The sequence below is a fragment of the Microbacterium sp. NPDC056044 genome (genome assembly GCF_042267145.1).
Classification (GTDB): Bacteria; Actinomycetota; Actinomycetes; order Actinomycetales; family Microbacteriaceae; genus Microbacterium.
Map to the genome: position 1 here is coordinate 18,622 of NZ_JBHJWZ010000009.1, position 22,843 is coordinate 41,464.

General features: G+C 60.8%; 28 protein-coding genes. All 28 read right to left on the reverse strand.

Annotation, left to right across the window (positions count from 1 at the left end):
- Positions 1-6: 6 nt before the first annotated feature.
- Entirely contained in the window at positions 7-1,587 is a 1,581-nt protein-coding gene (locus tag ACFC1I_RS20795; RefSeq protein WP_376013983.1) for a hypothetical protein, read from the reverse strand.
- Positions 1,588-2,397, reverse strand: coding sequence for a hypothetical protein (locus ACFC1I_RS20800; protein ID WP_376013986.1), 810 nt, complete (start codon positions 2,395-2,397; stop codon positions 1,588-1,590).
- Positions 2,394-6,857 (reverse strand): phage tail tape measure protein, encoded by a 4,464-nt coding sequence (locus ACFC1I_RS20805; protein WP_376013989.1) that lies wholly within the window; start codon positions 6,855-6,857, stop codon positions 2,394-2,396. Before ACFC1I_RS20805 ends, ACFC1I_RS20800 begins: the two co-directional genes overlap by 4 nt.
- A gap of 19 nt (positions 6,858-6,876) precedes the next feature.
- Entirely contained in the window at positions 6,877-7,281 is a 405-nt protein-coding gene (locus ACFC1I_RS20810; RefSeq protein WP_376013992.1) for a hypothetical protein, read from the reverse strand.
- Between the two features lie 247 nt (positions 7,282-7,528).
- Positions 7,529-7,960, reverse strand: a complete 432-nt coding sequence (locus tag ACFC1I_RS20815; protein WP_376013995.1) for a hypothetical protein — start codon at positions 7,958-7,960, stop codon at positions 7,529-7,531.
- A 30-nt stretch (positions 7,961-7,990) separates the two neighbouring features.
- Entirely contained in the window at positions 7,991-8,734 is a 744-nt protein-coding gene (locus ACFC1I_RS20820) for a phage tail tube protein (RefSeq protein ID WP_376013998.1), read from the reverse strand.
- Positions 8,731-9,192: a minor capsid protein gene (locus ACFC1I_RS20825; protein ID WP_376014000.1), complete on the reverse strand. Its 462-nt coding sequence runs from the start codon at positions 9,190-9,192 to the stop codon at positions 8,731-8,733. The genes ACFC1I_RS20820 and ACFC1I_RS20825 overlap by 4 nt, the downstream gene beginning before the upstream one ends.
- 157 nt (positions 9,193-9,349) lie before the next feature.
- Positions 9,350-9,694, reverse strand: a complete 345-nt coding sequence (locus ACFC1I_RS20830) for a hypothetical protein (protein WP_376014003.1) — start codon at positions 9,692-9,694, stop codon at positions 9,350-9,352.
- A gap of 61 nt (positions 9,695-9,755) precedes the next feature.
- A complete protein-coding gene (locus tag ACFC1I_RS20835; RefSeq protein WP_376014006.1) occupies positions 9,756-10,094 on the reverse strand; it encodes a hypothetical protein in 339 nt (112 codons plus the stop codon).
- A 151-nt stretch (positions 10,095-10,245) separates the two neighbouring features.
- The gene (locus ACFC1I_RS20840; protein WP_209908250.1) at positions 10,246-10,668 is read right to left on the reverse strand and encodes a hypothetical protein; all 423 of its coding nucleotides are present in this window, start codon (positions 10,666-10,668) and stop codon (positions 10,246-10,248) included.
- 201 nt (positions 10,669-10,869) lie between these two features.
- A complete protein-coding gene (locus ACFC1I_RS20845; RefSeq protein WP_065352276.1) occupies positions 10,870-12,051 on the reverse strand; it encodes a P22 phage major capsid protein family protein in 1,182 nt (393 codons plus the stop codon).
- A gap of 15 nt (positions 12,052-12,066) precedes the next feature.
- Positions 12,067-12,699: a hypothetical protein gene (locus ACFC1I_RS20850; protein ID WP_376014009.1), complete on the reverse strand. Its 633-nt coding sequence runs from the start codon at positions 12,697-12,699 to the stop codon at positions 12,067-12,069.
- 97 nt (positions 12,700-12,796) lie between these two features.
- Positions 12,797-13,093, reverse strand: a complete 297-nt coding sequence (locus ACFC1I_RS20855) for a hypothetical protein (RefSeq protein ID WP_376014012.1) — start codon at positions 13,091-13,093, stop codon at positions 12,797-12,799.
- Between the two features lie 22 nt (positions 13,094-13,115).
- Positions 13,116-14,219 carry a phage minor capsid protein gene (locus ACFC1I_RS20860; protein WP_376014015.1) on the reverse strand — a complete coding sequence of 368 codons (1,104 nt, stop codon included), beginning with the start codon at positions 14,217-14,219 and terminating at the stop codon, positions 13,116-13,118.
- A gap of 12 nt (positions 14,220-14,231) precedes the next feature.
- Entirely contained in the window at positions 14,232-15,752 is a 1,521-nt protein-coding gene (locus ACFC1I_RS20865) for a phage portal protein (RefSeq protein ID WP_376014018.1), read from the reverse strand.
- Positions 15,749-17,020 (reverse strand): PBSX family phage terminase large subunit, encoded by a 1,272-nt coding sequence (locus ACFC1I_RS20870; protein WP_376014021.1) that lies wholly within the window; start codon positions 17,018-17,020, stop codon positions 15,749-15,751. The genes ACFC1I_RS20865 and ACFC1I_RS20870 overlap by 4 nt, the downstream gene beginning before the upstream one ends.
- Positions 17,017-17,523 (reverse strand): hypothetical protein, encoded by a 507-nt coding sequence (locus ACFC1I_RS20875; protein WP_376014024.1) that lies wholly within the window; start codon positions 17,521-17,523, stop codon positions 17,017-17,019. Before ACFC1I_RS20875 ends, ACFC1I_RS20870 begins: the two co-directional genes overlap by 4 nt.
- 584 nt (positions 17,524-18,107) lie before the next feature.
- Positions 18,108-18,344, reverse strand: a complete 237-nt coding sequence (locus ACFC1I_RS20880; protein ID WP_376014026.1) for a CopG family transcriptional regulator — start codon at positions 18,342-18,344, stop codon at positions 18,108-18,110.
- Complete coding sequence (locus tag ACFC1I_RS20885) at positions 18,341-18,997, reverse strand: hypothetical protein (protein ID WP_376014028.1); 657 nt, start codon at positions 18,995-18,997, stop codon at positions 18,341-18,343. Before ACFC1I_RS20885 ends, ACFC1I_RS20880 begins: the two co-directional genes overlap by 4 nt.
- Complete coding sequence (locus ACFC1I_RS20890; RefSeq protein ID WP_376014030.1) at positions 18,997-19,215, reverse strand: hypothetical protein; 219 nt, start codon at positions 19,213-19,215, stop codon at positions 18,997-18,999. Before ACFC1I_RS20890 ends, ACFC1I_RS20885 begins: the two co-directional genes overlap by 1 nt.
- Positions 19,216-19,219: 4 nt before the next feature.
- Positions 19,220-19,672 carry a single-stranded DNA-binding protein gene (locus ACFC1I_RS20895; protein ID WP_376014033.1) on the reverse strand — a complete coding sequence of 151 codons (453 nt, stop codon included), beginning with the start codon at positions 19,670-19,672 and terminating at the stop codon, positions 19,220-19,222.
- Complete coding sequence (locus ACFC1I_RS20900; RefSeq protein WP_376014036.1) at positions 19,669-19,890, reverse strand: hypothetical protein; 222 nt, start codon at positions 19,888-19,890, stop codon at positions 19,669-19,671. The genes ACFC1I_RS20895 and ACFC1I_RS20900 overlap by 4 nt, the downstream gene beginning before the upstream one ends.
- Positions 19,887-20,120, reverse strand: coding sequence for a hypothetical protein (locus ACFC1I_RS20905; protein ID WP_376014039.1), 234 nt, complete (start codon positions 20,118-20,120; stop codon positions 19,887-19,889). The genes ACFC1I_RS20900 and ACFC1I_RS20905 overlap by 4 nt, the downstream gene beginning before the upstream one ends.
- Complete coding sequence (locus tag ACFC1I_RS20910; protein WP_376014042.1) at positions 20,117-20,647, reverse strand: HNH endonuclease signature motif containing protein; 531 nt, start codon at positions 20,645-20,647, stop codon at positions 20,117-20,119. The genes ACFC1I_RS20905 and ACFC1I_RS20910 overlap by 4 nt, the downstream gene beginning before the upstream one ends.
- Positions 20,644-20,964: a hypothetical protein gene (locus ACFC1I_RS20915; RefSeq protein ID WP_376014045.1), complete on the reverse strand. Its 321-nt coding sequence runs from the start codon at positions 20,962-20,964 to the stop codon at positions 20,644-20,646. The genes ACFC1I_RS20910 and ACFC1I_RS20915 overlap by 4 nt, the downstream gene beginning before the upstream one ends.
- Positions 20,965-21,323: 359 nt before the next feature.
- The gene (locus tag ACFC1I_RS20920) at positions 21,324-21,677 is read right to left on the reverse strand and encodes a hypothetical protein (RefSeq protein WP_376014047.1); all 354 of its coding nucleotides are present in this window, start codon (positions 21,675-21,677) and stop codon (positions 21,324-21,326) included.
- 180 nt (positions 21,678-21,857) lie between these two features.
- On the reverse strand, positions 21,858-22,268 hold the full coding sequence (locus tag ACFC1I_RS20925; protein ID WP_376014050.1) for a hypothetical protein: 411 nt from the start codon (positions 22,266-22,268) through the stop codon (positions 21,858-21,860).
- On the reverse strand, positions 22,265-22,843 hold a 579-nt coding region (locus ACFC1I_RS20930; protein WP_376014053.1), incomplete at its 5' end, for a DNA cytosine methyltransferase. The genes ACFC1I_RS20930 and ACFC1I_RS20925, both read right to left, overlap by 4 nt.

A 22,843-nucleotide genomic window follows, 5' to 3' on the forward strand; every position in this document is an offset into this window, starting at 1 on the left:
TTTCTCCTAGGTTGAGTTGGCGACAGCGCGGAAAATGCCCGCGTACTTTTGGATGCGGGCGTACACCTTTTCCCACGCGTCCTTCACCGGCAACGGATCACCCAAAGTGACCTCATGCACCATGTGCCCATCACGGTTGTCGACGATCTTCACGTTCGACACGTGCTTCTCGATCACGACACCGTTGTCCCACAGCGTCATTACATCGCCCACCTGGAAACGGCGAGGGAACGAAACCTCGACGCCGTCAATGATTTCGGTGTCTGCACCGAACGTGAGACCGCGTCCGTCCGCGCCGCCGGGGATGACCTTGATCTTGATGGACTCCGACCCCGAATTTTTCTTCAGTGCAGCGAGCCCGTTCGCCCAACCATCAAGCGAATAGGCGGCGGTGTTATCACCGAACGCTTCCGCGAACGCGTGCTCCCCCATCTCGGCTTCGAGTTCGGGATCCCAGAACTGTTGGAACGCGAAGAACACGTTGTCGAACAGGTCGCCGATGATGTTGCCCAAACCGAGACCTGGGAGGATCGCGTTCAAGATCAACTGCAACGCGAAGTTAGCGCCCCACTCGATGACCTGATTCAGGATCTCGGGTGCCTTGCCGCCGATGAGAACGCGGGTGGCGGTGACGTGCTTTTCGTTTCGCTCAATCCACGTGATCTGGTTACCGTCCGTACGCCACTGCATGTACCGGCGATCGCGTTTGGCGTGCGTGTTGAACACGTAGCCGGCGCGGGTCATCTTCCCCCACTCGGAGGGATTAGTGAGGCCGAGGATGTTGCCAGGATTGGTGAAGTTCAGGAAGTTATCCGAGGTGTAGTCGAATACCGATTGCAGCATCGAGAGCGTGTGCGTGTTGAACACATGCGGTGAAGGTGTGCCGTCTGACGGCGACCACAAGTGAATCGACAGACCCATCTCGTACGTCTCAACGGTCTGCTGAATGAGCTCATCCAACTGCGTCGCTCGTGCAGCGAGCACACACATCTCGTCAGGAACCTCGCGAGCAATATCGAGGAGGTCATCCAACGTGTCGATGTCGTCGAGGTCCGGCAGTTCAGGCGAGGTCTTACGGATCGGGAGTGCCCCGTACACCGGGCGACGCAGCCGCGTGAATACCTTCGCGACAAACTTCTTGAACACCTGATCGGGCGGACCCCAGTCGATGTCCTGCTTACCTGTCAGGTTGATCTGGATCTCAGGCGGCAGAGTGTTGTTCACCCACGCCAACGCGCACACGAGCCAAAACAGATTGGACACGCATGTCAGTTGGATGGTGTAGCGGCCGGGTGGCCCTGCGACCGCCGCCGTCAACACCCTGCCATCCCATGGGAGACCGTTCACGGAGGTCCGAACGTGGATGACCTTGCGACGAGGATGCGACAGATATGCGGCCGCCGGGTGGTCCGACATGATGTTGATCGTCGCGAACGTCGGGATATTCCAGTCGTACTCGAATGTGGTGCCTGGCATGTACGAGCCGAGTGGCCGCCATTGCAGTGCATCCGGCGATCCGAATTCGATGTCGAATCCCAGCTCGTCTGTCGTGTTGGGTCGTGCATATCCGGGCATGAACACCGACATTTAGATGCCCTCCCAGAATAGTTGCGGCACTGTCACCTCCACGGATGTCGCCGCGGTAGTGCCAGTGCCTTGGATGGTGATGGGCACGGTTCGGATTCCGGCCGGGATTTTCTTGTACCAACGGCGGTTGATGAACGATTTGTCGTTGCCGTTGATGTCGGTTATCTCGAACCAGTCCGGATCGGTTTCGATCGTCCATTTGTCGCCGGCTGCGATGGTCGGTAGCGGGACGAGTTCGCCTTGCCAGCCGATCTTTGGCAGCGTGATGGGGCCGGTGATGACAATGTGCGGCCACACTGCCTCATCCGACTCGGTGTCGATTGCCGCGGTGGAGAATTGTGCGGGCGTGAATTTCTTCACGACCGGGTCTCTCCGCCACCATGTTTCGTCCGACCTTAGGGAGACCGGGTCTTCGAGCATTAACCCGATGTCCTTGAGCATCGTCAGATTCAGCGGGCCGAGTTTGCTTGCCAACCGGACAGCTTGGAACTTGTCTCTGCCTGCGTCGGTGATGCAGTGGAAGGTTCCGATTTCCTTGCCTCGGCCGAGGGAGTGGCGCCACAGTTTCGCCAGCGCCACTCCATCTGCTTTCGGTACGGGCCCGATCTTCGCGACGAGTCCGATGAGGTTTGGTTGATCGTTTCGGGCGACCCAATGCACGCCTGCCTGCCCGACGTTCTGTTGATCGTCGTGCGTGAACTCCGCGCCTTCAATTCCTGTCGGGTCGGTCCGAAGTGAGACGGGACAGGCCGGGTCATTGAAGTCCCAGACTGTCCCGTCCCAGCATTCGAAGACATAGCGTCGGCTCATAGCCTGCCCTTCATGATTGCGATGTCCGCCATGCCGGTTTCGGGATTGACATCAACCTTGACGTTGATGGGTTCCTTGTTCTTGACGGCTTCCAAGATGCCTTCGAGCAGAGGAGCGATCTCATCCGTGAACTGCCCGAACCCCTTCTCCAACTGGGAAGAAGAGTTCGCGCCAGTGTCGAATTGGCCGGTGAACTTCCCGTCCGCATCGAAGCCACTGGCGAGCGCGAACGCCGCACCAACACCGAACGCCGCAGCGTTATACGCAGCAGCACGACGACCATTCGCCGTCGTCGGCACCTTCAACCCCGGCTTCTCCCCCACATAGCCACCGAAGCCTGTGAGTCCACCGTCAGCCATCGGCACCAACTCGTACCCGAACCTGCGTGCAGTCTCACGGGTGATGGCGACGGAACGGTTCCGCTTCGAGGGGGCGTGCGGAATGTAGGACTCTCCGCCTGTTCCCTTCTCCGCGAACCGAATCAAATCCGCACCATCGCTGTAGAGGCCGGCTTGGTCGGGGAGGTTCATGCCACCGTTCTCGAACACCTTGAACCCGCCAGACCAGATCAGGTTCGGATCCTTCCCGGCAGCATCCGACGTACCACCAGCCGGAGCTGTCGACGGAGCCGACTCGGGCGCCGAATACGACGACGATGTACCGGGCCAGTTGGTGACAAACACCCGCTGCCCATCCGTCGCCAACGCAGCACCCGAATCCGTCGTAGCCACAGCCATCTGACCGTTTCCACGAGCATTCGACGCAGCAATAATCTGCTCCGCCTCAGCAGCCTCGTCGGCATAGTTCGAACCGTCAGCAGTACCCGAACGCTGCACAGCCTGAGCCATCTGAGCCTCAGTCATGTTCGCCGAATCCAACTTCGCCAACTCGTCGTAGAACATGCCCGCAGCCTTGGACGGATCCATACGCTCTTCCGCGGTTCCCCACGAATCACGCTGCTGCAAAATGCCCTTGTTGTCGCCGTCCATCCCGTAGTCGAGGTTCTGCAACCTCGTCTCTTCGAGCGACGCCATGACCGCAGCCTTGATCTGCTTGTCCGACATCCCCCGCTTCTTACCTTCGGAGATGATCGTGTCAGCGATCTTCTCTTTCTCGGTGCGGGTGTCTGGAGGCAAACCGTAGTTTTGTCCGAGGTCACCGATCGTCGGGAAGTAAGCGTGATCGGTGAAACTCGGGTCGTCGGCGCCGGTTTTGCCGCCGATGACAACGCCCTCCGAGCCGTTCGACTCGAAGTTCGTGCCATCCGGGTAGGTCATAGCCATGTGACCGTTCGCTCCACCGCCCTTGTCCCACCAACCGACGCGCATCGTTCCCGGACCGCCTCGGCCGAGTGTTGCGCCCTTCGCCTGCAACCACTCCGCCGCCGTGACCGTCGACATCCGAGAGTCGTACGCCCCCAACCCGAGTGCAGTGTTGACCGCCCCGGACACCGCGCCCGAGCAGTCCAACGCCTTCGATGAGAACCCACCCATCTGATACGTCGCAGGGTCGACACTCCGCGCCCACGACATCGACGCATCCAACCCGGCCTTGTCGACGACACCACCATCAGCCATGCGAATGGTTTCAGGCTTGATGAGTCCGAATCCGAAGCGGCGAGCCACGTCCTGCAAGATCGCCTCCGAGCGTTTCCGCTTCGACGGCGCCCCCGGGATATAGGCCTCCCACTGCGTTTCACCTTCGGCATACTGCACCGGACCAAGCGGCGACCGCGTATAGATACCCTGCCCCGACCCTTGCTGGATGTGCGCGGTATCGATCATCCCGTCCGCACGCGTACGCACACTGCCGTCAGCCTGCCGAAGCACAGGAGCAACCGGCCCCTGTTGGCCCGACGCATTGAAATCGCGCTGAGCCTGCGCCGTGCGCTGCGTATCAACCAACACCACAAGGTTGCGAGGCTGATTGATCCACGCACGAAGCGCGGCCTCCGTCTCGTCAGTCGGGGCGGTTACCTTCACAGTCCCATCAGGCAGATGCTCGACTGTGAACCCCAGATGGGTGAGGTTGTCCTCGGCCTCTTTCGTCAACGCTTCCGTGTGGACCGTCTTCGAATCCGGAACACCGATGACTTTGTCCTTCAACACGTCCAACTCGTACTTGGCTTCTGGCATCCCAGGCTGACGGATCGTGGTGTCCACAAACTCGGGCGTCAACCCAAGCGTCGCAAGGTACGCAACCGCAGCCTCATTGGACATGCCCGTCGCCATGACCTGCCCGAGAAGGGCGTCATAGTTTTCGTTGTACTGCCCGGTCAAAGCCTCGACAGTGTTACCCGCTTCCATACCCGTCTTGATCTGGGTTTGAAGCTTCTCAGCCATGCCCTTCAGCCCGTTTTCCATCTGGACCTGGGCCTCGTTGTTGCGATCGATCGAACCAGTCCAGTTCTCAATCTTGATCGCAGCACCATCAGCGCCAACACCGATCTCAGCGATCGCCTTGTTCACCTTCGCCGACTCATCGTTGAACGCCGCCGACAACTTCATGTCCCCGGCGAATTCGTTGAAACGGTTCTGAGCAGCATCGACAGCAGGCACCAACGTGTTATCCACAAAATCCGCGCCCTGATTCAGGCCATTCTTGATGCCCTCACCAGTCTTCTCGGCAGCGTCAGCCATCCCATTCAACTTGTCCGACAGTCCACCAACACCCGCATCGAAACCAGGAATGACCAGGCTGATCACCGACGACAAGGTGTCGAGGCCGCCGACCATGTCAGCGAGCGATCGCAAGATACTGACCGACATATCCGCGCCGGCACCCGCGAACTCAGCGAGCCCACGCATACCGTCAGCGACGAACCCGAGCACAGCCTTCGCGCCCTCGAACGCACCATTACCGACATCGATGAAGAACTGGATCACGCCAGCGCGGTTGTTTGAGATGTTGTCGGCGAAGTCCTTGATGTACGGGCCGAATGCCTGCGCGAGAGCAGCTTTCATCCCATCCGACGCCACGCTGATGGAGTTCATTGCGCCCTGCACTGATGTGCCGGCGTTGTCGCCCATCACGTTGATCGCACGCCACGCCGCACCCTCATAATCGTTCATCGACTGAACAGCGGTGGTGAGGTCGAGTTTGTACATTGCGTTGCCGAGGTCTTCGGCTTTCGTTCCGAACAGGCCGACCGCGACAGCGTTCTTCACTATCGGGTCTTCTATTTTGCGGATCTCGGTGAGAAGGTCCGTCATACCCTGAGTGCCTTCTTCGCCGCCCTTCGCGATCTTCGCGGACATTTCTTCCGCGTTGAAGCCGAGAGCCTCATACGCTTCTGCCGCGGCCTTCGACCCATCGATCGACCGGATGGCGAACTCCTTGATCGCATCAGCTGCGGTATCTGTATCGCGGGCGCCGTTCTGAACAGCCTGGTTCATCAGCCCGAATGCTTCAGCACCAGAGAGGCCGACCTTCGCGAACTGCACCGAGTACTCAGTGACCGTGTCAACCAGATCCTCGGATGCGTTCAAGCCCATCTGTGAGCCTTTGACGAGCAGGTCGAAAGCGTCCTGCACGTCGACTGCGAAACCGGACTTCACTGCGTTGCCGGCGGCGCGGGCGACGTTCGGGATGTCTTCGCCCATGATTGTGGCGACGCCGTCGAGACTGTTGATGATCTTCTCGGCGTCGCGTTGTGTTGCGGCTGGGTCCAGCAATCCGTTCGCGAGTGCGGCCTTCGCGGTCGCAAGGTTGCCCTCGATCGATTCACCGAACGCGTCGGCGTAGGACTCACCCGCTGCGAGCCCGAACTTCCGTGCCTGCGCCTCGGTGACACCTGTCTGCGCCTGGAACAGGTCTTGATTCTGTTCCTGCTGCATACCCTCTTGGATGGCGGCAGCGAGCGCAGCACCAGCCGTCAACCCGATGACAGCGACACCAAGCAGCGAACCAGCGATAGGGCCTGTCGATGACGCGAGGTTGCCGATGGTGTCGGTGAAACCGGACAGGAAGTTGCCGCCAGCCTGGTCGCCAGCACCTGCACCGCCGTCACCAGCCTGCCGATACAGGTCATCCAGGTCACCCTGAGCGGCCTGCAAATCCTGCCGAAGGCGGTTACCTAGTTCGATGTCGTTCAGCGCACCAGCAGCTTGCCGTGCGCCGGCACGGATTTCGTCGATACCTCGTGCGGCGTCGCGGGCCTCGTTGAGGAGGCGGTCGTTCATGACGATGTCGTCGACTGACTGGTCGGCGCGTTGCGCGTTGCGTTCCAATTCTTGGATGCGCTGCGCGGCTTGCTGCGCCTGCCGGTCCAACTGCCGGTTGATCTCTACAGCTTGTGCTGCTTCTCCTGCGCGGGCGGCTGCGCGGGTGATGTCCTGGAAGCCGTTGCTGATCCGTTGTGTGGATTGCCGTGACTGCTGCTCGGATCGTTGGGTTCCCTGGATGAAGCGGGAATCGTCCAATGTCAGTCGGGCGACGAGCTCACCAACGTCCAAGCTCATCGCTCAGCCCTCCAAGGGTTCAGGTTTTCGGTTTGATCGTGGCGAGGAACTCGGTGGCCTGTTCAAGGTCGACGAGTTTGCCGAGTTGCGCTAGCGCCCAATGGGCCTCGCCGATATCGGCGGAGAAGCCGTAGTGCAGGATGGCGGTGCGGCCGGCGTGGAAGATCATGGGCCAGGGCAGGTCATCGGCGACCATCTCGTTGTAGACGCCGCCCGACCACACTTCGGTTTCCGGGTCGATCTCGGCGCCGAGAATTTTCAGTGCCTCGAACACCTGCTCAACCGGCGGTACACCTTCCGCGATGACCTGCTTCCGTAGGCGTGCAGCCTCGGGTGCACCGGGTGCGGGCACGGTGTACGTCTTCCCGCGGATCGGTAACTTCAGATCCGGGTCGAAGAAAGTATCCAAATCCTTGTAGGCCATCAGACTGCTTTCGGGTGTAGGGCGTCCCAGAGGTTGGTACCGGGGGTGGATGCGTAGTGGTCGATGCGCAGTTTCAGCCACCGCCAAGTACGGCTGTTGAGGAGGCCGGATTCGATGTCGTGACCGTTCGCATCCAAGTCGAGTTCGATTGCGTGCCAGTGGTTGAGGACATCAGTCCACGGCCGATCAACTGTCTCGTCGACCGGGGTTGTGCCGGGTGTCGGGTTGTACCAGTCGCGGACGCCGGTTACTTCGTCGTACGGGCCGCCGCCAGGATCATCCGGTCCATAGGTTCCCGGGGCTGAAAGATCTTGCGGGCTAGGGTCGCCCCCACTCTCGATTGGTTCGGGGGTGGGGGCAGGGGATTTCCCGCCAGCACGCCACCCGCCGACTCCCACACCATGCGGCCAGCTTCAGGACCCAAGCCGTAGTGCGCCATGACTACGCGGCCACAGACGGCGATCTTCGGCCACGACACACCAGCGTCAGTCATCTGCTGGTAGGTGTCGCCGAGAGCGAACACGATCTCTTCGCGTTCCTGCTCATCCGACAGGCGCGGTTTCTCGTTCAACAGTTGAACGAGGTGTAGCCCTTGTCGGGCACTGCATGAGACCCGGAACTCGCGCCCACCGATAGGCAGGACGAGTTCCGGGTCCATGAGTTCTGCGAGGTCACGCATACAAGTGCAACCTTTCAGAGGGGGTGCTGGTTAGGCAGCGGTGATGGTGAGGGTGCCGCCGGTGAGGCCGGTTCCGTCGCCTGTCACAGTGCCGCCGGGGACAGTGACCGACCAGGTAGGTGCAGTGCCGGAGGTTGTGAAGTCCGCTGCCACGTAGCCATCGTCGAGGGCGACGAGAGCAGTCTTGATCGCAGCGGCAGTCGCGTTGTAGGCGAGAGCCGACGTGGTCTTGCCGTTCCACGTCAGGGTGAACGTGCCTGCGGTGGCAGCGCCAACGCCGACCGAGAACACCTGCGCGCCCGAAGGCACCAGCGGCTTCGTGATCTCTTCCGGCTTCCCACCGAAACCAAGCGTGAAACTGAACTCCTGCAACGCGTTCGGATCCGATGCCGGCGAGTCAGTCCACTTCACCGGGTGCGTGCCCTGGTACGCGTCAGGCAGATCATCGCGACGGTAAATGCGGGCCTTCACCTTATTCGCGAGTCCGGTCTTGCGGCCGAGCTGACGCAGGTAGTTCTGCCCCGGATCATCAACGAAGCCGGCAGTGTTCTCGCCCTTGCGCTTGCCGCCGCCCTCGATGCGGTACGACAGGCCGGTCGCGATCTCCGATGCATAGCCCTCGGAGTCGATGTCGGAATCGTCCTGTAGGGCGCCTTCGAAGATGGGGCTGACGGAGGTGAGGCCGCGGACTCGGGTCCAGTCGGAGCCGATGAGGACTTCGAGGATCCAGTCGCGTGCGAGTGTGGATGAAAGTGACTGTGTGGGTGCGGTCATGGTGTTGCTCCTGGGTTTGTGGTGATGGTGTACGAATCGGGGCGGGTGTAGCGGTTGCTGGCTTCCAATGCGGCGGGCCCGCGGATGTGGCGGCGGCAGGACAAAATGTTGACGCCCGCCCACACGGTGTTGCTGCGTTCGTGGAGGGTGTCGTCGATGGCGCGGAACACTGTGTCTGCCATGCGTTCGACTGCCCTCACGTCGAGGCCAGCAGCCCGGAAACGTATTTGGACGTAATAGTCGGGGGTTGCCTCGTCCTTCGATCGATCGTCGTTGTAGACGTTGATGAAGATCGCGTTGTCGGGTTTGTCTCGGAGTTGCCCGAAGAACACCACCGGCAATGCGCCGGCTGGGTAGTTGGTGAGGTTCGGATCCCAGCGTGCGAGCCCGAGATCCGTGAGGTGTTGGGCGAGGGCTTCGAGTAGTTCAACGGTGTCCGGAGCCCGAACGAGAGTCATAAAGCACCCCCGCACCTACGAGACGCAACCCATTGAATGGACTTCGGGAGGGTCGTCACCATCGCATGCCCGCACGCGTCGCACGTCCAGGTGGAGTGGAAGTAATCGCCATCTCCGTCGACGGCTGTGCATGTCTGCTCGGTGTGCCGACAGTCGGTCATCCGAGTTGCCTCCGTATCGATTCCGCGAGGATCTGCCCGACAACTTCCCTCGTTGCGATGACAGCGTTTTCGAGGTACTTCGCCTCACCATCCTGATGGTGGTAACCGAGCTCCTCGTGCTGCTTTACGGCATACGGTCCGTCGAAGCCGACAGCAGCTTCCAACCCCTCAGCCGCAGTCGCCGCAGTGTTCCGCAGATAGCCAGTCTCTTTCGGTGCCCGTTCGATCGCTTCCTGCTTGATGACTTCAGCGGCAGCGTGCAATCCGTCGGTGATGGCGGAGCGGACTGGCTCGATCGGAAAGTTCAGAGCAGTACTCATCTCCACCTCCAACAGGCCCACGCCCAGTAGTAGATGCCAACCAGAAGGATTGCCCGCAACGCCTCGTCGCCGTTGACGGCGATCATGTGAGGTCGATGCTGTAGAAGTTGGGGGTCAAACCGTTGCCGTCGTCATGGTGTTGCTCCGCCAACACCACAGCCGTGCGTCCACCAAACTCGGGCGGAAAAGTCACCAGCGAGCCGACAGGAATCAGTGCAGTGTTGACATGCACGCTCACGCGGGCCTCGGAGATGACCTCGGAACCATCAGCAGCCTTCACCAACTTGCGTTTGGTGGTGATCTTCCCGAGCACAGTCACCGCCGGATCGAACGCCGGCTCGTACGGGCCTTCGCCCGCATGCCGCTGCACCGAAACCGGCCACACAAACCACACCTTCGCGATCTGATCGGCGACGCTCACGACCCCACCGCCTCACGAATCAGGAAATGCGCATACGCAAGACCACGCCGATACCCGCGAGACTCAGTCGAATCATGATCCAGCTCAACCCGATCACCACGAGACGCCGCGATCTCAGCGTCGATAGCAGCCAACGCAACATCCATCGCGCTCATGACGATTGCACCGCCGACGACGCCAACCCCGCCAACCGCAAAATCCGCAACGCACCAGGCGCCAAAAACTTGAGCGCATTCATCCGATCCGGAGCCGTCAAATACGTGTCATACGACAACGACGCACCATCAATCGCGGTCGTCGTCAACCGCGGCTCCTGACCGCCGGCGCCCTTGATCGGATCATCACCCGACGCCAACCACGCATGCACTTGCGCGCACGTCGCTTCCTGCATCGCCTCAGACAGATCATCGTCTGAGGGTTTCCCGTTTGGGAGGGTGTCGTAGATGTCGCACTGGCATGCAGTGCCGACGAGGCCGGATGCTTCCCGCAGCATTGCAGTCAGCTTCGCGGGGGCAGGTTCAGGGGTTTCCCCCATCCAGGTTTCCAGCTGATCGGCGGTGGCATAGACGAGCACGGATTCTCCTCGGGGTGTTGATGGTTGGTGCGCAGGTACGCCGTTACAGGGCCGAAAGGAACCCGGCATGAAACCCCAGCCGTCCTTCACACATGTCAATGAGCCTGTGCCGGGATGTGTGTTGACGCACCAACCACCAAGCGTTGGTCCCACCAGCCCCGAGCCGCACAGTGAGGCGACTCGGGGGGTGGGCATCAGGTGTTACGCCTGAGTGACCGCGAACGATCCGCCAGTGAGGCCCGAACCCGAGCCAGTCAGCGAACCGGGAACCGTCACCGTGTACGGGCCACCAGCAGAGCCGGTGACCGTGACATCAGCAGCAGCGATCCCGTCATCGAGAGCGACGATCGCGGTCTTCACAGCCGCCGCGGTCGCGTTGTACGCGATTCCGGCGGTCGTGCGTCCACCGACAGTCAGGGTGAACGTGCCGGCGGTAGCAGCACCGAGGGTGACGGTGTAGCTGATGTCACCGAGGGTGAGCTTCACTGCACGCTTCAGGCTGAACGTGGAGTTCGGGTCCGCGTAGTCGTCGGGGTCAGTGACCACATTGATGCCGAAGAACGTGTCGAACACGCTGCGGTTCACCATGTGCGTGGAGTCGTAGTCACGAACCCAACGCAACGCGATGCCGGCGTACGAACCGGATGCCGTGTCGACGCCACCCAGCGGCGAAGCGGGAACGCGGTACACGGCCTGGAAGGCGCTGCGGTGGAACGCGAACGCCTCCTGCGGGTGGATGCTGTTCGACACGACGATCTGGAACCCCGCGACAGAACCGATGGTTGCATTACGGAGCGCGTTCGCATCGCCAGCCTGATCTGCCTTGCGGAACTGATCCGACAGCAGGATCGACGCTTCCACAGCCGTACCGACGAGGAACACTCGATCAGTCTGAGGAACGTGGTAGTCGTTCAGTTCCTTGCGTGCCTTGACTGCGGCGGCGTAGAAGTCGCTACCGATGGCGATCAGCGAATTCAGCGGGTACGACGCCGACGTGATCTTCGATGCGATCTTGTCTTCAAGTCGCTCTGCGACAGAACGGGTCTGCGGCAGGACAACCTGCTCGGTGAACTGGTCGATGTCGAGGGTCAGCTCTTCGTCGGTCAGTTCGATCGCGTTGTACGGGTGCTGATCGAGCTTCACGTCGACCTTGAATTCGTTCAGGTCGGAGATCTCGATCGCGGCGGTCTTGTCTCGCCACGGCTTGTCCTTTGCGACCGTGCGGCCGGCGACACGGATGCTGACGGTGTCGTTCTTCGGGGACCGGCTGGAGAAGTGCTGTGACGCATCGGAGGCGACGATGCTCGGAAGAACTACGTCGCGTTCGAGGACGCCGAGGCCAGCGGAGAGGATCTGCTCGGCCTTGAGGATGGTGTTTGCCATGAGGTGTGCTCCTGGTTAGTAGATTCGGATGCCCGGTTTGCGGCTCGCGGCGCGTTCGGCGAGTTTCTTCGGGTCCATCTCGTCGGTTTTGGTGGTTCCGCCTGATGCGGGCCGACCTGATCGGCCAGCGGGTGCGGCGGTTTTGATTCGTTCGGAGAGTGCTTTCGCTTTGGCGTCGAACTTGTCGGCTGGTGTGCCTTCGAGGAAGTCGAGGTCTTCGTCGGACAGTCCGTATTTGCGGGCTGCGCGTTCGCGGGCTGCTTCGGCGCGTGCTGCTTCGGCTTCGGCTTTCGCGTCGGCTGCTTCCTTCGCTGCCTTCTCCTCGGCGGTCCGGTTCTTGGCCTTGATCTTCTCCAACTCGGCGGCGGCAGCGCGGTTTTTCTTCGCTTCCGCTTCGTGCTTGCGGGACATCGCTTTCCAGTCGATGTCCTTGTTCTCGCCTGCGCCGTCCTTGCCAGCTTCGCCTTCGGCGCCGCTAGTGCCTACGTCGTTGTTTGCGCCGGCATCGTCGTTGGCGTTGGTACCGCCTTCTCCCCCACCAGCGTGGCCTTCGTCGTCGCGTCGAGGGTGCTGGCGGGATGGCCAACGGGCTCCTCGGGCGAACATGTCGAACGGTTCGGGTGCGATGACGGATCGTTGGACGCGCATTTGTTCTCCTTGTGCCATGCGGCATTGGCCCCGGATGCCGTGCGGCTGGGGACTATTGGGTTACTGCGATTCCGCCATGCGGCGGGAAACTTAGGGGTTAGACGGCGTCGTAGGTAGCTGCGAAGATCTCGGACTTGCAGGGGTAGAACTCACCCTGAACGCCACGGATGATCCAGTCGGACAGTGTGGCGCGCATCGTTCCTTCGAGGGTGAGGATCGCAATGAAATGCGGGTTGTCGCCGTCGAACTGGACGCATCGGTCTGGATTCGAGCACTCGTATGTCGCGGATCCACCGTTCGACAGGATCCAGTCGATGATCGGTGTCGCCCCGGCTGCGGTGCCGTCCCACTGCAATGCTTCGATCTCGACGGGCTTCTTCCGGAACTTCGGCATGACAGAACCTCTCGTTGGTTGGTTAGCGTGCGCCGAGGCGTTCGCGGTTGGGTCGGCGTTTCAGGTCGTGTTGCGCGGTGTGAGCGGCGATCGCGGCTTGCTGCTGCTTCAGGCGGGCGGCCAACTCGCGTTTGCGTTGCGGGGTGACGGCGACAGACTGCTGCCGTTTCGTGTCCCGCACAGCGCGTTCCATATCGCGCTGCTTCTGTGTCGCCGCGTACCCTTCCGGATCTGGCCTGGTTTCGAACGTCCTCGACCCGCCAGGAATGAACGCTGATACAGCGTGGCCGCAGTTGGGGTGTTGGAAGCCTTTCGAGCGGGCTTCCCGCAGTGTGGCTTTGATCTTCACCTTCACCGCACGGCCGCCGGTCGCGTTGGGGCGAATCACTGTCCCTGTCTCGCCATCCAACGAGAGGACTTGTCCCTCGTAGGGTTGGCATTGCGGTGCCGGGTTCGAGTGGCTGGATACGACGATCAGGTTTTGGCCGCGCTCCAACATCCGATCCGTATGCCCATCGATCAACTCTTGGTTGACGATGGTCCGCGACTTCATCTCGATATAGCTGGCGAGGGACCAGTTGCGGCCGGCAGCATCACGGAACCCCGTGACACCACGCTTCGTGAGGATGTCGAGGGCTTGTTGCGCTGCATCCAGGCGTGTCCCCGATCGGACACCCGATGACCTCGCGATGATCTGCGTTGTCACCTGCGAATGCAACTCCCCCGCAGCACCCGGAATCCGAGCAGTCACAGTCGAAAGAACCTGCTGCCCTGCGTAGATCGCGGCCCGAGTCTTCCGATCCCGAGCAGGCGTCACAGGCGGAACCGGAGGCACCTTCGGCAACCCCTTCAAATCCTCGTCCGCAGCCTCACGACCCCGCTCCGCAGCACCAGCAACCGCACCCTCAACCAACGCCGGCATCTGCGCCTGTAGCTGCAACGCCAACAACTGCGCCTGCCGCTTGAACCGCAACATCTCCGCCGGCTGCCGCGCTTCCCACTCTGGTGTGTCGATGCCCGCCACTATTGCTTCGGCGAGCATCGACATCAGAGCGAGTTCGGCTTCGGTGTAGAGGTTGATGAGTTCGTCGGGGAGGCCTGCTGCTTCGGACGGGTCGAGCGCCATCGCCTACCCCCTCTAGAATCCGCCTCCGAAGCCGCCGGATGGATCAGGAACCGCGCCAGCCTTATCGATCGCCGCGGCTTCCTCATCGATCCACTTCTCGTCCTTGTCCTGATTCAGGTACGCGACCTTCGTCCTCGTGGACGCAGCATTCGACGTAGACCAATTCAAGACAGTCCGCGACTTCGCCTCATCAGATTCACGAGCGAACTCAGGCCACTCGATCTCCAACTCCTCAGACGGGGCAACGCCTTTGAACTTGGCGGCGTCGATGCGGAGGCAGATCGTCGCCAACGGAGCCAACGCAGCACCCCAATAGCGGGCCTTACCGTTGGTCGTGATGACCGTCCACTCCTTCTTCCCCTGCGCCTCAGTAGCCGTCTGAGCAACCTCATCCGACATACCAAACGACACAGGCGAATAGCCGGTCTTGCGGAGCACTTCACGGATCAGCATCTCCGCGCCCTGATCATGCTGAAGGACACGGATCTCGGGCTGATGGAACTGGAGCATCGACATCGAGGTACCTGTCGAGCCGACACCAGTACCGACTGCCTGAAACACTTCCCGATCCTCCGACAAGGCCATGCCTTTGCCGGCGCCGAGGTTTTCGAGAAGGTCGTCCGAGGCGAACATGCGGGCTTGGCCGATGCGGAAGTCTCGGACGAGTGAGGAGTAGATGCGGTCGAGTTCGTGGAGCAGTGGGATTGTGTCGGTGGAGATGTCTGCGCGTCCGAGGTAGCGGAGTGTGTTGTGGTTCCGCCATTCGGGATTGGGGAGGACGTTGGGGACATAGCGGGCGGCCAGCTCGTCGACTTCGAGGTCGACGTATCCGCCTGTCTCGTCGTCGAACCCGTTGAGGGTGATGCCTGCGGTGTCCTCGTGGGCGTCCAGGGCCATCGCGGTACCGAGGTTCGTCGGTGTCCCCTTGTAGAGGGAGTGGACGATGCGGCCCTTCTCGTACCGTTCGAGGTGCCGCCACACATCCCGCTCATCTGAACTCGCAAGCTCAGACCAGAACGTGACCGCGATAAGCCGGCCCCACTTGTATTCGGGGATCGCCTTGTCAGCGTCCACGAAGTCGATCCACGCGTTGTCGGCGACTTCCTCGTCCCAGACCACACGCTGATACGAGCCACCCAACGCCGAGCAGGACTCGCCGGCAGTGAACAGGTCACCGTGGAAGGTGGGGGTGTTGAAGATCAGGTCAGCGCGTTCCTGCGTGGCACCTGTGGGGTCGACGACTGTGAGCGTCTCCGAGAACAAGCATGACGCTGACAGCTTCGGGATATCACCCGCGATCGGCGCATGCAACCGCTTGATCGGCGTCGTCGTCTGACTGACCGGACGCCCCCAGAACGCGTTGTACGCCGCAGACAGTCGATCCTTCACCCCAGACGGGGATGTGCGGTTCCCTGCTTGGTAGTAGTCGTCGAGCTTCGCGGGATCACCTTCCCACCACACCTGAGACTCGCGGGTGCGTTCCACGACTTTGCCGAGTTCGGTTGGTGGCCACGCCATGCCAGCTTTGATCATGCGGCTACCTCCTCGGCGATAGTGATTTCGATGGGTATGTGGTTGCGCCAGAACGTGAACGACGAGAACACGCCATAACGCCACGCGTCGCAGAAGTCGTCGTCTTCTTTGACTGGGGCGTCTTCGCCTCGTTCAGCGGCTTTGCGGTCCCACACATATCCACCGATCTCTCCGAGCAGGTTGGTGCATAACGGCCCGTTGATGAGTAGTTGGTCGGTGGACAGTAGGGCTGAGACGACGCCGATTCCCGATTTGTGGGAGTTGTGGGCGTTCATGATGATGCCGAACCCTTCGCGTTGCATCTGCATCTTGAGTGCGGCTGCTGATGGGTCTACGAAGAAGCGTTCTGGTTTGCCGTGTTCGTTGATGAATCGGCGTAACGATTTGGTTCGGTCGGCTGGGGTGCCTGATGGTGGCGCCCATTCGGCCATTGCGTACAGCTTGTTGTCGACACCTAGTCCGATGAGGAGGCCGGCGGCTGGGTGGTTGACGCCGTCGTCGATGCCCATCGCGATGATGCGTTGGATTTCGGGTATTTGGTCGACGACGTGGCGTGCGGGGTCGAAGCAGTCGTAGATGACGCCGTCGGCCATGGTCCATTTGCCGAGGATGAATCGGTCGTACCAGAGTCCGGAGTATTGGGCTTGGCGGGTTTCGATGTATCCGTCTGGGAGGTTGTCGCGGTTGTCTTCGATTTCGAAGTGGAAGCAGCGGATGTTGAGTTTCGGGTCGTGTTCGCGGTCGATCCAGTCAGTTTTGAGCCAGTGCCGGGGTGCGTCGGGGTTGGTGGTGACGAACAGTTGGCACGCATACCCTTTGACGCGTAGGCGGCTGTGGAGCATGGAGAAGAACTCTTTGCTGACCAGTGTTGCTTCGTCGAGGTAGGCGATGCAGATGGTCATGCCTCGGATGGTGGATTCAGCGCGAACGTCAGAGGATCCGAGGATGTGGACTGTGCGGCCGAAGATGGTTGCGGTTGGTGCGCCGCGGTTGTAGCTGATGTGGTCAACCAGATCGCCGAACAATGCTGGGTCGAGTAGCGCTTGCATGATGTTGCGGTACACAGTGTCCCTGGTGCGGCCGATGATGACGATCTCACCCGATGTTGGGGCGGTAGCGATCTTCATCAGCAGCTTGAACAGGGAGCCGATGGTCTTCCCTGAGCTGACTGCGCCGTGCCAGATGACCACTTCAGCTGATGCTGCACCGATGCTGTGGGCTTGCTTCGGGGATAGTGTGCCGAGCTTCGAAGGCAGCAACCCGGTCACTCCCCTTGTTCGGCCTCGTACTGTGCAGCGAATTGTTCGAGGGCGCCTTGCATCTGGACGAGGGCGGATACAGCCTTTTCGGCTTGTTGGCCGGCGTTCATCTCGTGCAGGCGTGTCGATTCACGGATAGCGGTTGTCGCGGTCTGCACGATCGCTTTCTGATCGCCGAATGTGGGCTGAGTGAGGGTGTGTTCCTCGTAGGTGTTGTCCTTGCCGCCGAACGCGAATACGACAGTCGGTTCCCACAATTGGTCCATGATCTTCTGCGCTTCGACGAGGAGCCGTTCCTCCAACGCAACTCGACGCGCCTTGTTGTCGACGTGCACAGCCTCAGCAGCCTTCGCAGTCGTCGCCCGATCCCATTCCAATCCGAGTGACTTCGCGTACCTCGAAACCGTCTGCTTCGAACGACCAATCTCTCCTGCGATGAAGTGCAGGGACTTGCCCTCAGCGTGAAGCTCGGTTAGCCGCCGGCTGTCTTCATCGGACCAGCCCGCCGCCACTACTTCCCTCGCGTGCGCGGCGAACCAATCAAACGTGTGATTCGCTGCATTGGTTCACCTCGTTGTGCGTGTGTTGTGGATGGTTTTGAGGATGTTGTTGCGCTGGTCGAGGAGTGTGTCGATGGCGTTTGGGTTGCCTGCGCGTCGTGCTTGTTCGAGGTCCCATTCGTTTTGGTCGAGTTGGTCTTCGAGACTTGGCATTATCGCCACCTCCACATGCGCCAGATTCCGGTGATTGCCCAGATGAGTAGGTCGCGGCTGGGCATTAGATGACCCAGAAGTTGATGAGGGCGATTGTGATTCGGATGGCTTCGATGAGGTTGAGGATTGTTTGCATCGGGCCTCCTGAAGTTTGATCCCCGGACGGACCGCCGACTAGCTCCATGCGCTGTCAGCCAGATCGGTCCGGGGGTTGCTGCACGTTCCTCAAAAGGGAGCGCCGTCGTCTCACGGTCCGGCGCGGTGTGCAGCAAGTACACGAAACGCGACACCCGAGTTGTGATTGTCAGGTGTCGCGTACGCGCATAGCGTATCACTTGCATCGCCGCAAAGGTTGCAGACATGCAAGCAATTTAGGCGGCGGGCTACATCATCATGAGTTCGCGAACCTTGCCTGTCTTCGGATCCTCGATCCGAACGGTGTTTCCCTCCCAAGTCTCCTGTTCAACGAAATATGCAACTGATACGGCGCGACGGACCGCTTCAGTGACTGAGACGCCGTAGTGTTCTGCAATTTCTCGCAGTGCATCAGCAGTCTCGTTATTCATGTTGACGCTGAGCCGTATTGGCTTGGTCTGGTCGATGGCAGGGATGTTGGTCATACTGCGATCCTGTTTCGTTCGGGTGTGGCGTAGTGGGCGTTGAGTACGTCGCCGAGGTGGTAGATGGGGGTTCGTTTGTCCGCGTAGCGGACCGGCACGATTTTTCCGGTTTCGCGTAGGTGTTTGATGCGTCGGATGGTGAGGCCTTGGGCGCCGATGTGTTTGGCGAGGGTGGCGATGCCTCGGGCGTTGAGTTGTTCGGCGTGTGCTTGGGCGAGGCGTTGGGGGTTGGGTTTGGGGATGGGTTGGAGGTGTCCGCGTCCGGATGCGTTGCGTGCGTGCCGGATTTCTGCGGTGATGTCGTGGTGTGCGCTTTCGCTGCCTTCGGTGGCGGCTAGGAGCAGGATGTTGCGGGTGAGCCAGTTTGCGTAGCCTTTGCAGTCGGTGTTGGGTGCTGCGATCTGTCGTGCGTCGGCGAGCCAGTACGCCCATCGTTCGAGTTCGATGAGGAGTCTGTCGGCGGCGTCGACGGCTGCGACGTTGAACGGCAAGGGTTGGGGCCGGTCTCCTGTGGTGACTTTGGGGTTCCAGGTTGCGGTGGCGATGCGGGGTTTTTGGGCTTCGCGTAGGTCGTCGAGGATGTCCCGGACCTCGGCTAGGGCGTCGGTGAGCTCCTGCTGCTGGTGGCGTGGGATGAACCAGTGCTCAGTCACTATTCGCTCCGTTCAACGCTGATGTAGGCCTTGGCTTTCGGGTTCACGGCTTCGAGGTTGATGTGCCATGTGCCGACACCTGGTACTTCGACACCGATCCACCAGCAGTTGTCTGACATTGCTTCGAGGTGGACGTTGGCGCCGTTGGCGAGGAACTCATCGACCTCGCCGTTGACTTCGCGGATTTCAGGGTTTGAGGTGATCGCTAGGTCGCCCATCAGATCAGAATGGTGCTTCGTCGGTGGTGGCGGGTGGGCTACCCCAGGGGTCCTCGGCGCGCTCAGTCTTATGCTTCATTCCCCCGCTTTTGCGGTCGGCTTTGTTGACTTTGGCGGTGGCGTACTTGAGTGAGGGCCCGATTTCATCGACTTCCAGCTCCACGACGGTGCGCTTCTCCCCTTCGCGAGTCTCGTATGAACGCTGCTTGAGTCGTCCGGACACGATGACCCGAGAGCCACGCGTCAAGCTCTCGGCAACGTTCTCCGCTGCCTCACGCCAAACGTTGCAGCGCATGAACAGGGCGTCACCATCTACCCACTCGTTCTTGTTGCGGTCGAATGTGCGCGGGGTGCTGGCGACGGTGAAGTTTGCGACTGCGGCGCCGGCGGGTGTGAAACGAAGTTCGGGGTCGGCGGTGAGGTTGCCGATGACGGTGATGGTGGTGTCGCCGCTCATGTTGTGGCCTTTCGTTGGTAGCGGTATTCGCGTGGGTGTGGGTTCATGCCGTATTTGCGGGGTGCGGCTTCGATGTCATAGAGCGCGGAAAGAACTTCGTCGAGCGCTGCGCATTCGGCTCGGTCGTAGGTGGATGCTTGGTCGCCTTCGACTGCGATCTCAGCGCGTAGGTAGTTGCGGCGGCGTTCGAGGACGCGTGATGCTTCTTCGAGTTTCATCGTTGGTCTGACCGCCATTCGTCGATCGCATCTTGGGCGTGTTCTTCGAGGTGATCGGCGATGATGGGGAGGATGGTGGGTAGGACCCATGCGCTGTAGGCGGTGATCACGGCGTCTTGGTTGGTTTTGGTTTGGGTGGCGAATTGTGCTGCGCTGGATGGGTTGCGGAGGATTTCGTTGCGGGCCGCGGTTTGTAGTGCGTCGCGGAGTTGGGTTTCAAGGTCGCTCATCTGGTACTCATTCCAGTTGTGTCGATTCCGTGCATATTCCGCTTGTGCCGCAACAGGCTTGACGCCCGCATCAAGAGCCCACAAACGTCACAGTTGATTCGGCGGGACCTGCATTTCGAGCAGTCCCTCCACTGGAATTTCTGTTTAGCTGGAGATATGTAGGTGTTCTCTGACGAATACTCGTGCCCGCGTGGGCAGTGAGTTGGAGATATGCCAGCGAACTTCCCGTCAGAGATTCCGCGCTCAAAACTCCGACGCAGATTCTCTGTATGTGAAACCGGTTCGAGGTGTTCCGGGTTGATGCAGTTTCGAACTGAGCACAAGTGATCAAGTTCCATCCCTGCTGGGATTGCTCCTTTGGCTAGCTCATATGCGACTCGGTGAACGCGCTGGGTCTTTCCGTTAACTTTGGTTGTTCCGTAGCCTGTCTGGTTTAGACATCCTGTCCAGATAATGCAGTCCCCGTCTCTGATTGAGTTGTTTCGGAGCTTCTGGACTGCGGCCAGGTCGATCGTCTGCTGCGTCATCCTGCATCCCCCGGAGTGAAGAGGACGACGAGAGGTGTTGGTAGGTAGCGGTGTCCAGCCAGGTCACTGCGCTTCACATAGACGTCTATGCCGTCGGGGTCGTCGAGGTTCCGTGCCAGTACCGACCCAATCGGCAGCGCGTCAAGTTCGGCTGCGCTGTTCACCGTGCGAGGCTTCGACCAACCAGCGGCGAGGAGTCGGTCGGCGGCGTGCTGTGGCAGCGTCCCAATGCCACCGGGGTTGTCGAGAACTGCGCCGGCCAATATGTGCACCAGTTCGTCCGTCGCGGGTGTGGCCTGTGATCGGATCTCACTCACAACGACTCCTCAGAAGGCTTGGGTGTGGCATCGGTTCCGTAGTTGGCGACGCGTTGGCACCTGTTCAGCCAGGCCCCGCGTTCGTTGTGTTTCCAATCGCCGTTGTCTGCGAGCCAGATTGGCTGGTCACAGTGAACGCATGTCGCATCCGGCGCTATCCACGTCTCGCTCATTGATGTTCCTCTTCCAAAGCTGCGAGGTGTCGGGAGTGGTTGGTGCTGGGCTTGCGCTCTACCCACGGCGGGGCCTCCCGCAACGGTGGCACCGTATCGGTGCCGGGGCCTGACTCCACGCGGACACGTACCTGGGCCAGGAGTGGAGTCCTATCCGGCACAACGCACTACCCTCGGTAGTCGGCTTCATGATTCCCCTTCCAAAGCTGCGCGGACATAGATCTCCTGGACTTCTTTGCGGGCCCAATCGATGCATTCGGTTGCGTCATGCCAGTCGCCTAGCCCATCCGATGTTTCGTCGAGCTTGCGGATGAGCCGCCACATGCCCTGCACTGCTTCGGCCAACTTCGCCGCCTGCCCGTTGGTGTGCTGCTCCACCACCAACGCCACATGCGCGGGATGGTCTTCTTCTGCCCCTTGCCATCCGCACAGGCATCCGTCGTACTCCGTCTCTGCCTGATAGTGCGGGCCGTCGACGCCAAAGAGTTGGATCTTGTGCGCTGCGAGGAGGTCGGTCAACCCCGGATCAGGCGCGGTCACGACGACACCTCGGTGCTGCTTCCAATCCGCCGAGACATGTAACCCGCTCATCGCAGGCTCGTAGTCCCACCCAGCCGATGTAGTTGTGTCGCCACGAGTTACGTGAGAACTCGATCGGCTTCCGGCAGTACCGGCATGTGCCAGTGGCTGCGGACGGCGAGGTCAATGGCCGAGCGGTGCTCATGGTGTCTCCAATGCTTCGATGGTCGGGCAGGGGTGCTGGACGTAGTCGTCACCGGGGTCGCCGTCGTCGCATTCCCAGGCGTTCACGATGTCGGGGTCGGTGCATCCACGACAGAGGGCGTCGAACGGCTTGCTGTAGTCAATAGAGCCGTTGTCGTCGAGCAGGAACAGTTTCAGCGGTTCGTGCAATGCTTGGACTCGCTCGACAGCCGCAACCAGGGCAGGTACCGCAGTCCGGGCGTGAGCAATGAACTCCGCATCGGCATCGCGCAGTGAAACGTCAGCCGAACCAACGCCTACGCTGATTGCGAGTGGCATAAGAAACTCGCCGCCACCGATGATCTCCCACGGCCCTGGTGTTGCTGCTGCCTCCAGCGCTTTCGTGTGCTCAACATCCACCCCAGTCACGCCGCCACCCCCAATGCAGCCGTGACGCGTCCACCGATCCACCGTGCGGCGTCGACGGATACCGCGTTGCCGATCTGCTTCTTCACATCCTTCGCGTTGCCCACGAACTCGTAGGAATCCGGGAATCCCTGGCCGCGAGCGCATTCGCGATTGTTGAGCATTCGGAACCTTGGCCCTTCTTCGGTGAGTGTGGCGATGCCGTGGTGGTTGCCGCCGGCGGTGATCGTCGCGAGCGGGTGCGCGTCAGCTCGGCGGGCTTTCGCGTTCCGCCGGTAGGTCACCAGGTGCGGCACGTCGTGAACGGTGATCTGCTCGATCTGGTCGGATACGTACAGCTTGCGGGTGACGAGCTTGCCGGGGTTCGGGTCGAGGATGCTCAGCGCGTGGGTGCGTTTCGGTTCGCGGATGGTCAGGTCCACGTTGCCGTCGTGGGTGAATACGGCGAAGTATCGGACTCTGCGTTGCGCTGCCCCGACTTCCGCGGCGTCGAGCAAGATCACCTGTTGCCGGTAGCCGAGTGCCCGCATCCCGTCGAGCCACCAGTTGTAGAGACTCCATGCCTGGAACTCGGGCAC

What these genes read in the sequence shown, in the direction of transcription:
- ACFC1I_RS20795 (WP_376013983.1), bottom strand. Translation starts at nt 1,587, where the DNA reads ATGTCGGTGTTCATGCCCGGATATGCACGACCCAACACGACAGACGAG.
- ACFC1I_RS20800 (WP_376013986.1), bottom strand. Translation starts at nt 2,397, where the DNA reads ATGAGCCGACGCTATGTCTTCGAATGCTGGGACGGGACAGTCTGGGAC.
- ACFC1I_RS20805 (WP_376013989.1), bottom strand. Translation starts at nt 6,857, where the DNA reads ATGAGCTTGGACGTTGGTGAGCTCGTCGCCCGACTGACATTGGACGAT.
- ACFC1I_RS20810 (WP_376013992.1), bottom strand. Translation starts at nt 7,281, where the DNA reads ATGGCCTACAAGGATTTGGATACTTTCTTCGACCCGGATCTGAAGTTA.
- ACFC1I_RS20815 (WP_376013995.1), bottom strand. Translation starts at nt 7,960, where the DNA reads ATGCGTGACCTCGCAGAACTCATGGACCCGGAACTCGTCCTGCCTATC.
- ACFC1I_RS20820 (WP_376013998.1), bottom strand. Translation starts at nt 8,734, where the DNA reads ATGACCGCACCCACACAGTCACTTTCATCCACACTCGCACGCGACTGG.
- ACFC1I_RS20825 (WP_376014000.1), bottom strand. Translation starts at nt 9,192, where the DNA reads ATGACTCTCGTTCGGGCTCCGGACACCGTTGAACTACTCGAAGCCCTC.
- ACFC1I_RS20845 (WP_065352276.1), bottom strand. Translation starts at nt 12,051, where the DNA reads ATGGCAAACACCATCCTCAAGGCCGAGCAGATCCTCTCCGCTGGCCTC.
- ACFC1I_RS20850 (WP_376014009.1), bottom strand. Translation starts at nt 12,699, where the DNA reads ATGCGCGTCCAACGATCCGTCATCGCACCCGAACCGTTCGACATGTTC.
- ACFC1I_RS20855 (WP_376014012.1), bottom strand. Translation starts at nt 13,093, where the DNA reads ATGCCGAAGTTCCGGAAGAAGCCCGTCGAGATCGAAGCATTGCAGTGG.
- ACFC1I_RS20860 (WP_376014015.1), bottom strand. Translation starts at nt 14,219, where the DNA reads ATGGCGCTCGACCCGTCCGAAGCAGCAGGCCTCCCCGACGAACTCATC.
- ACFC1I_RS20865 (WP_376014018.1), bottom strand. Translation starts at nt 15,752, where the DNA reads ATGATCAAAGCTGGCATGGCGTGGCCACCAACCGAACTCGGCAAAGTC.
- ACFC1I_RS20880 (WP_376014026.1), bottom strand. Translation starts at nt 18,344, where the DNA reads ATGACCAACATCCCTGCCATCGACCAGACCAAGCCAATACGGCTCAGC.
- ACFC1I_RS20890 (WP_376014030.1), bottom strand. Translation starts at nt 19,215, where the DNA reads ATGGGCGACCTAGCGATCACCTCAAACCCTGAAATCCGCGAAGTCAAC.
- ACFC1I_RS20895 (WP_376014033.1), bottom strand. Translation starts at nt 19,672, where the DNA reads ATGAGCGGCGACACCACCATCACCGTCATCGGCAACCTCACCGCCGAC.
- ACFC1I_RS20900 (WP_376014036.1), bottom strand. Translation starts at nt 19,890, where the DNA reads ATGAAACTCGAAGAAGCATCACGCGTCCTCGAACGCCGCCGCAACTAC.
- ACFC1I_RS20905 (WP_376014039.1), bottom strand. Translation starts at nt 20,120, where the DNA reads ATGAGCGACCTTGAAACCCAACTCCGCGACGCACTACAAACCGCGGCC.
- ACFC1I_RS20910 (WP_376014042.1), bottom strand. Translation starts at nt 20,647, where the DNA reads ATGACGCAGCAGACGATCGACCTGGCCGCAGTCCAGAAGCTCCGAAAC.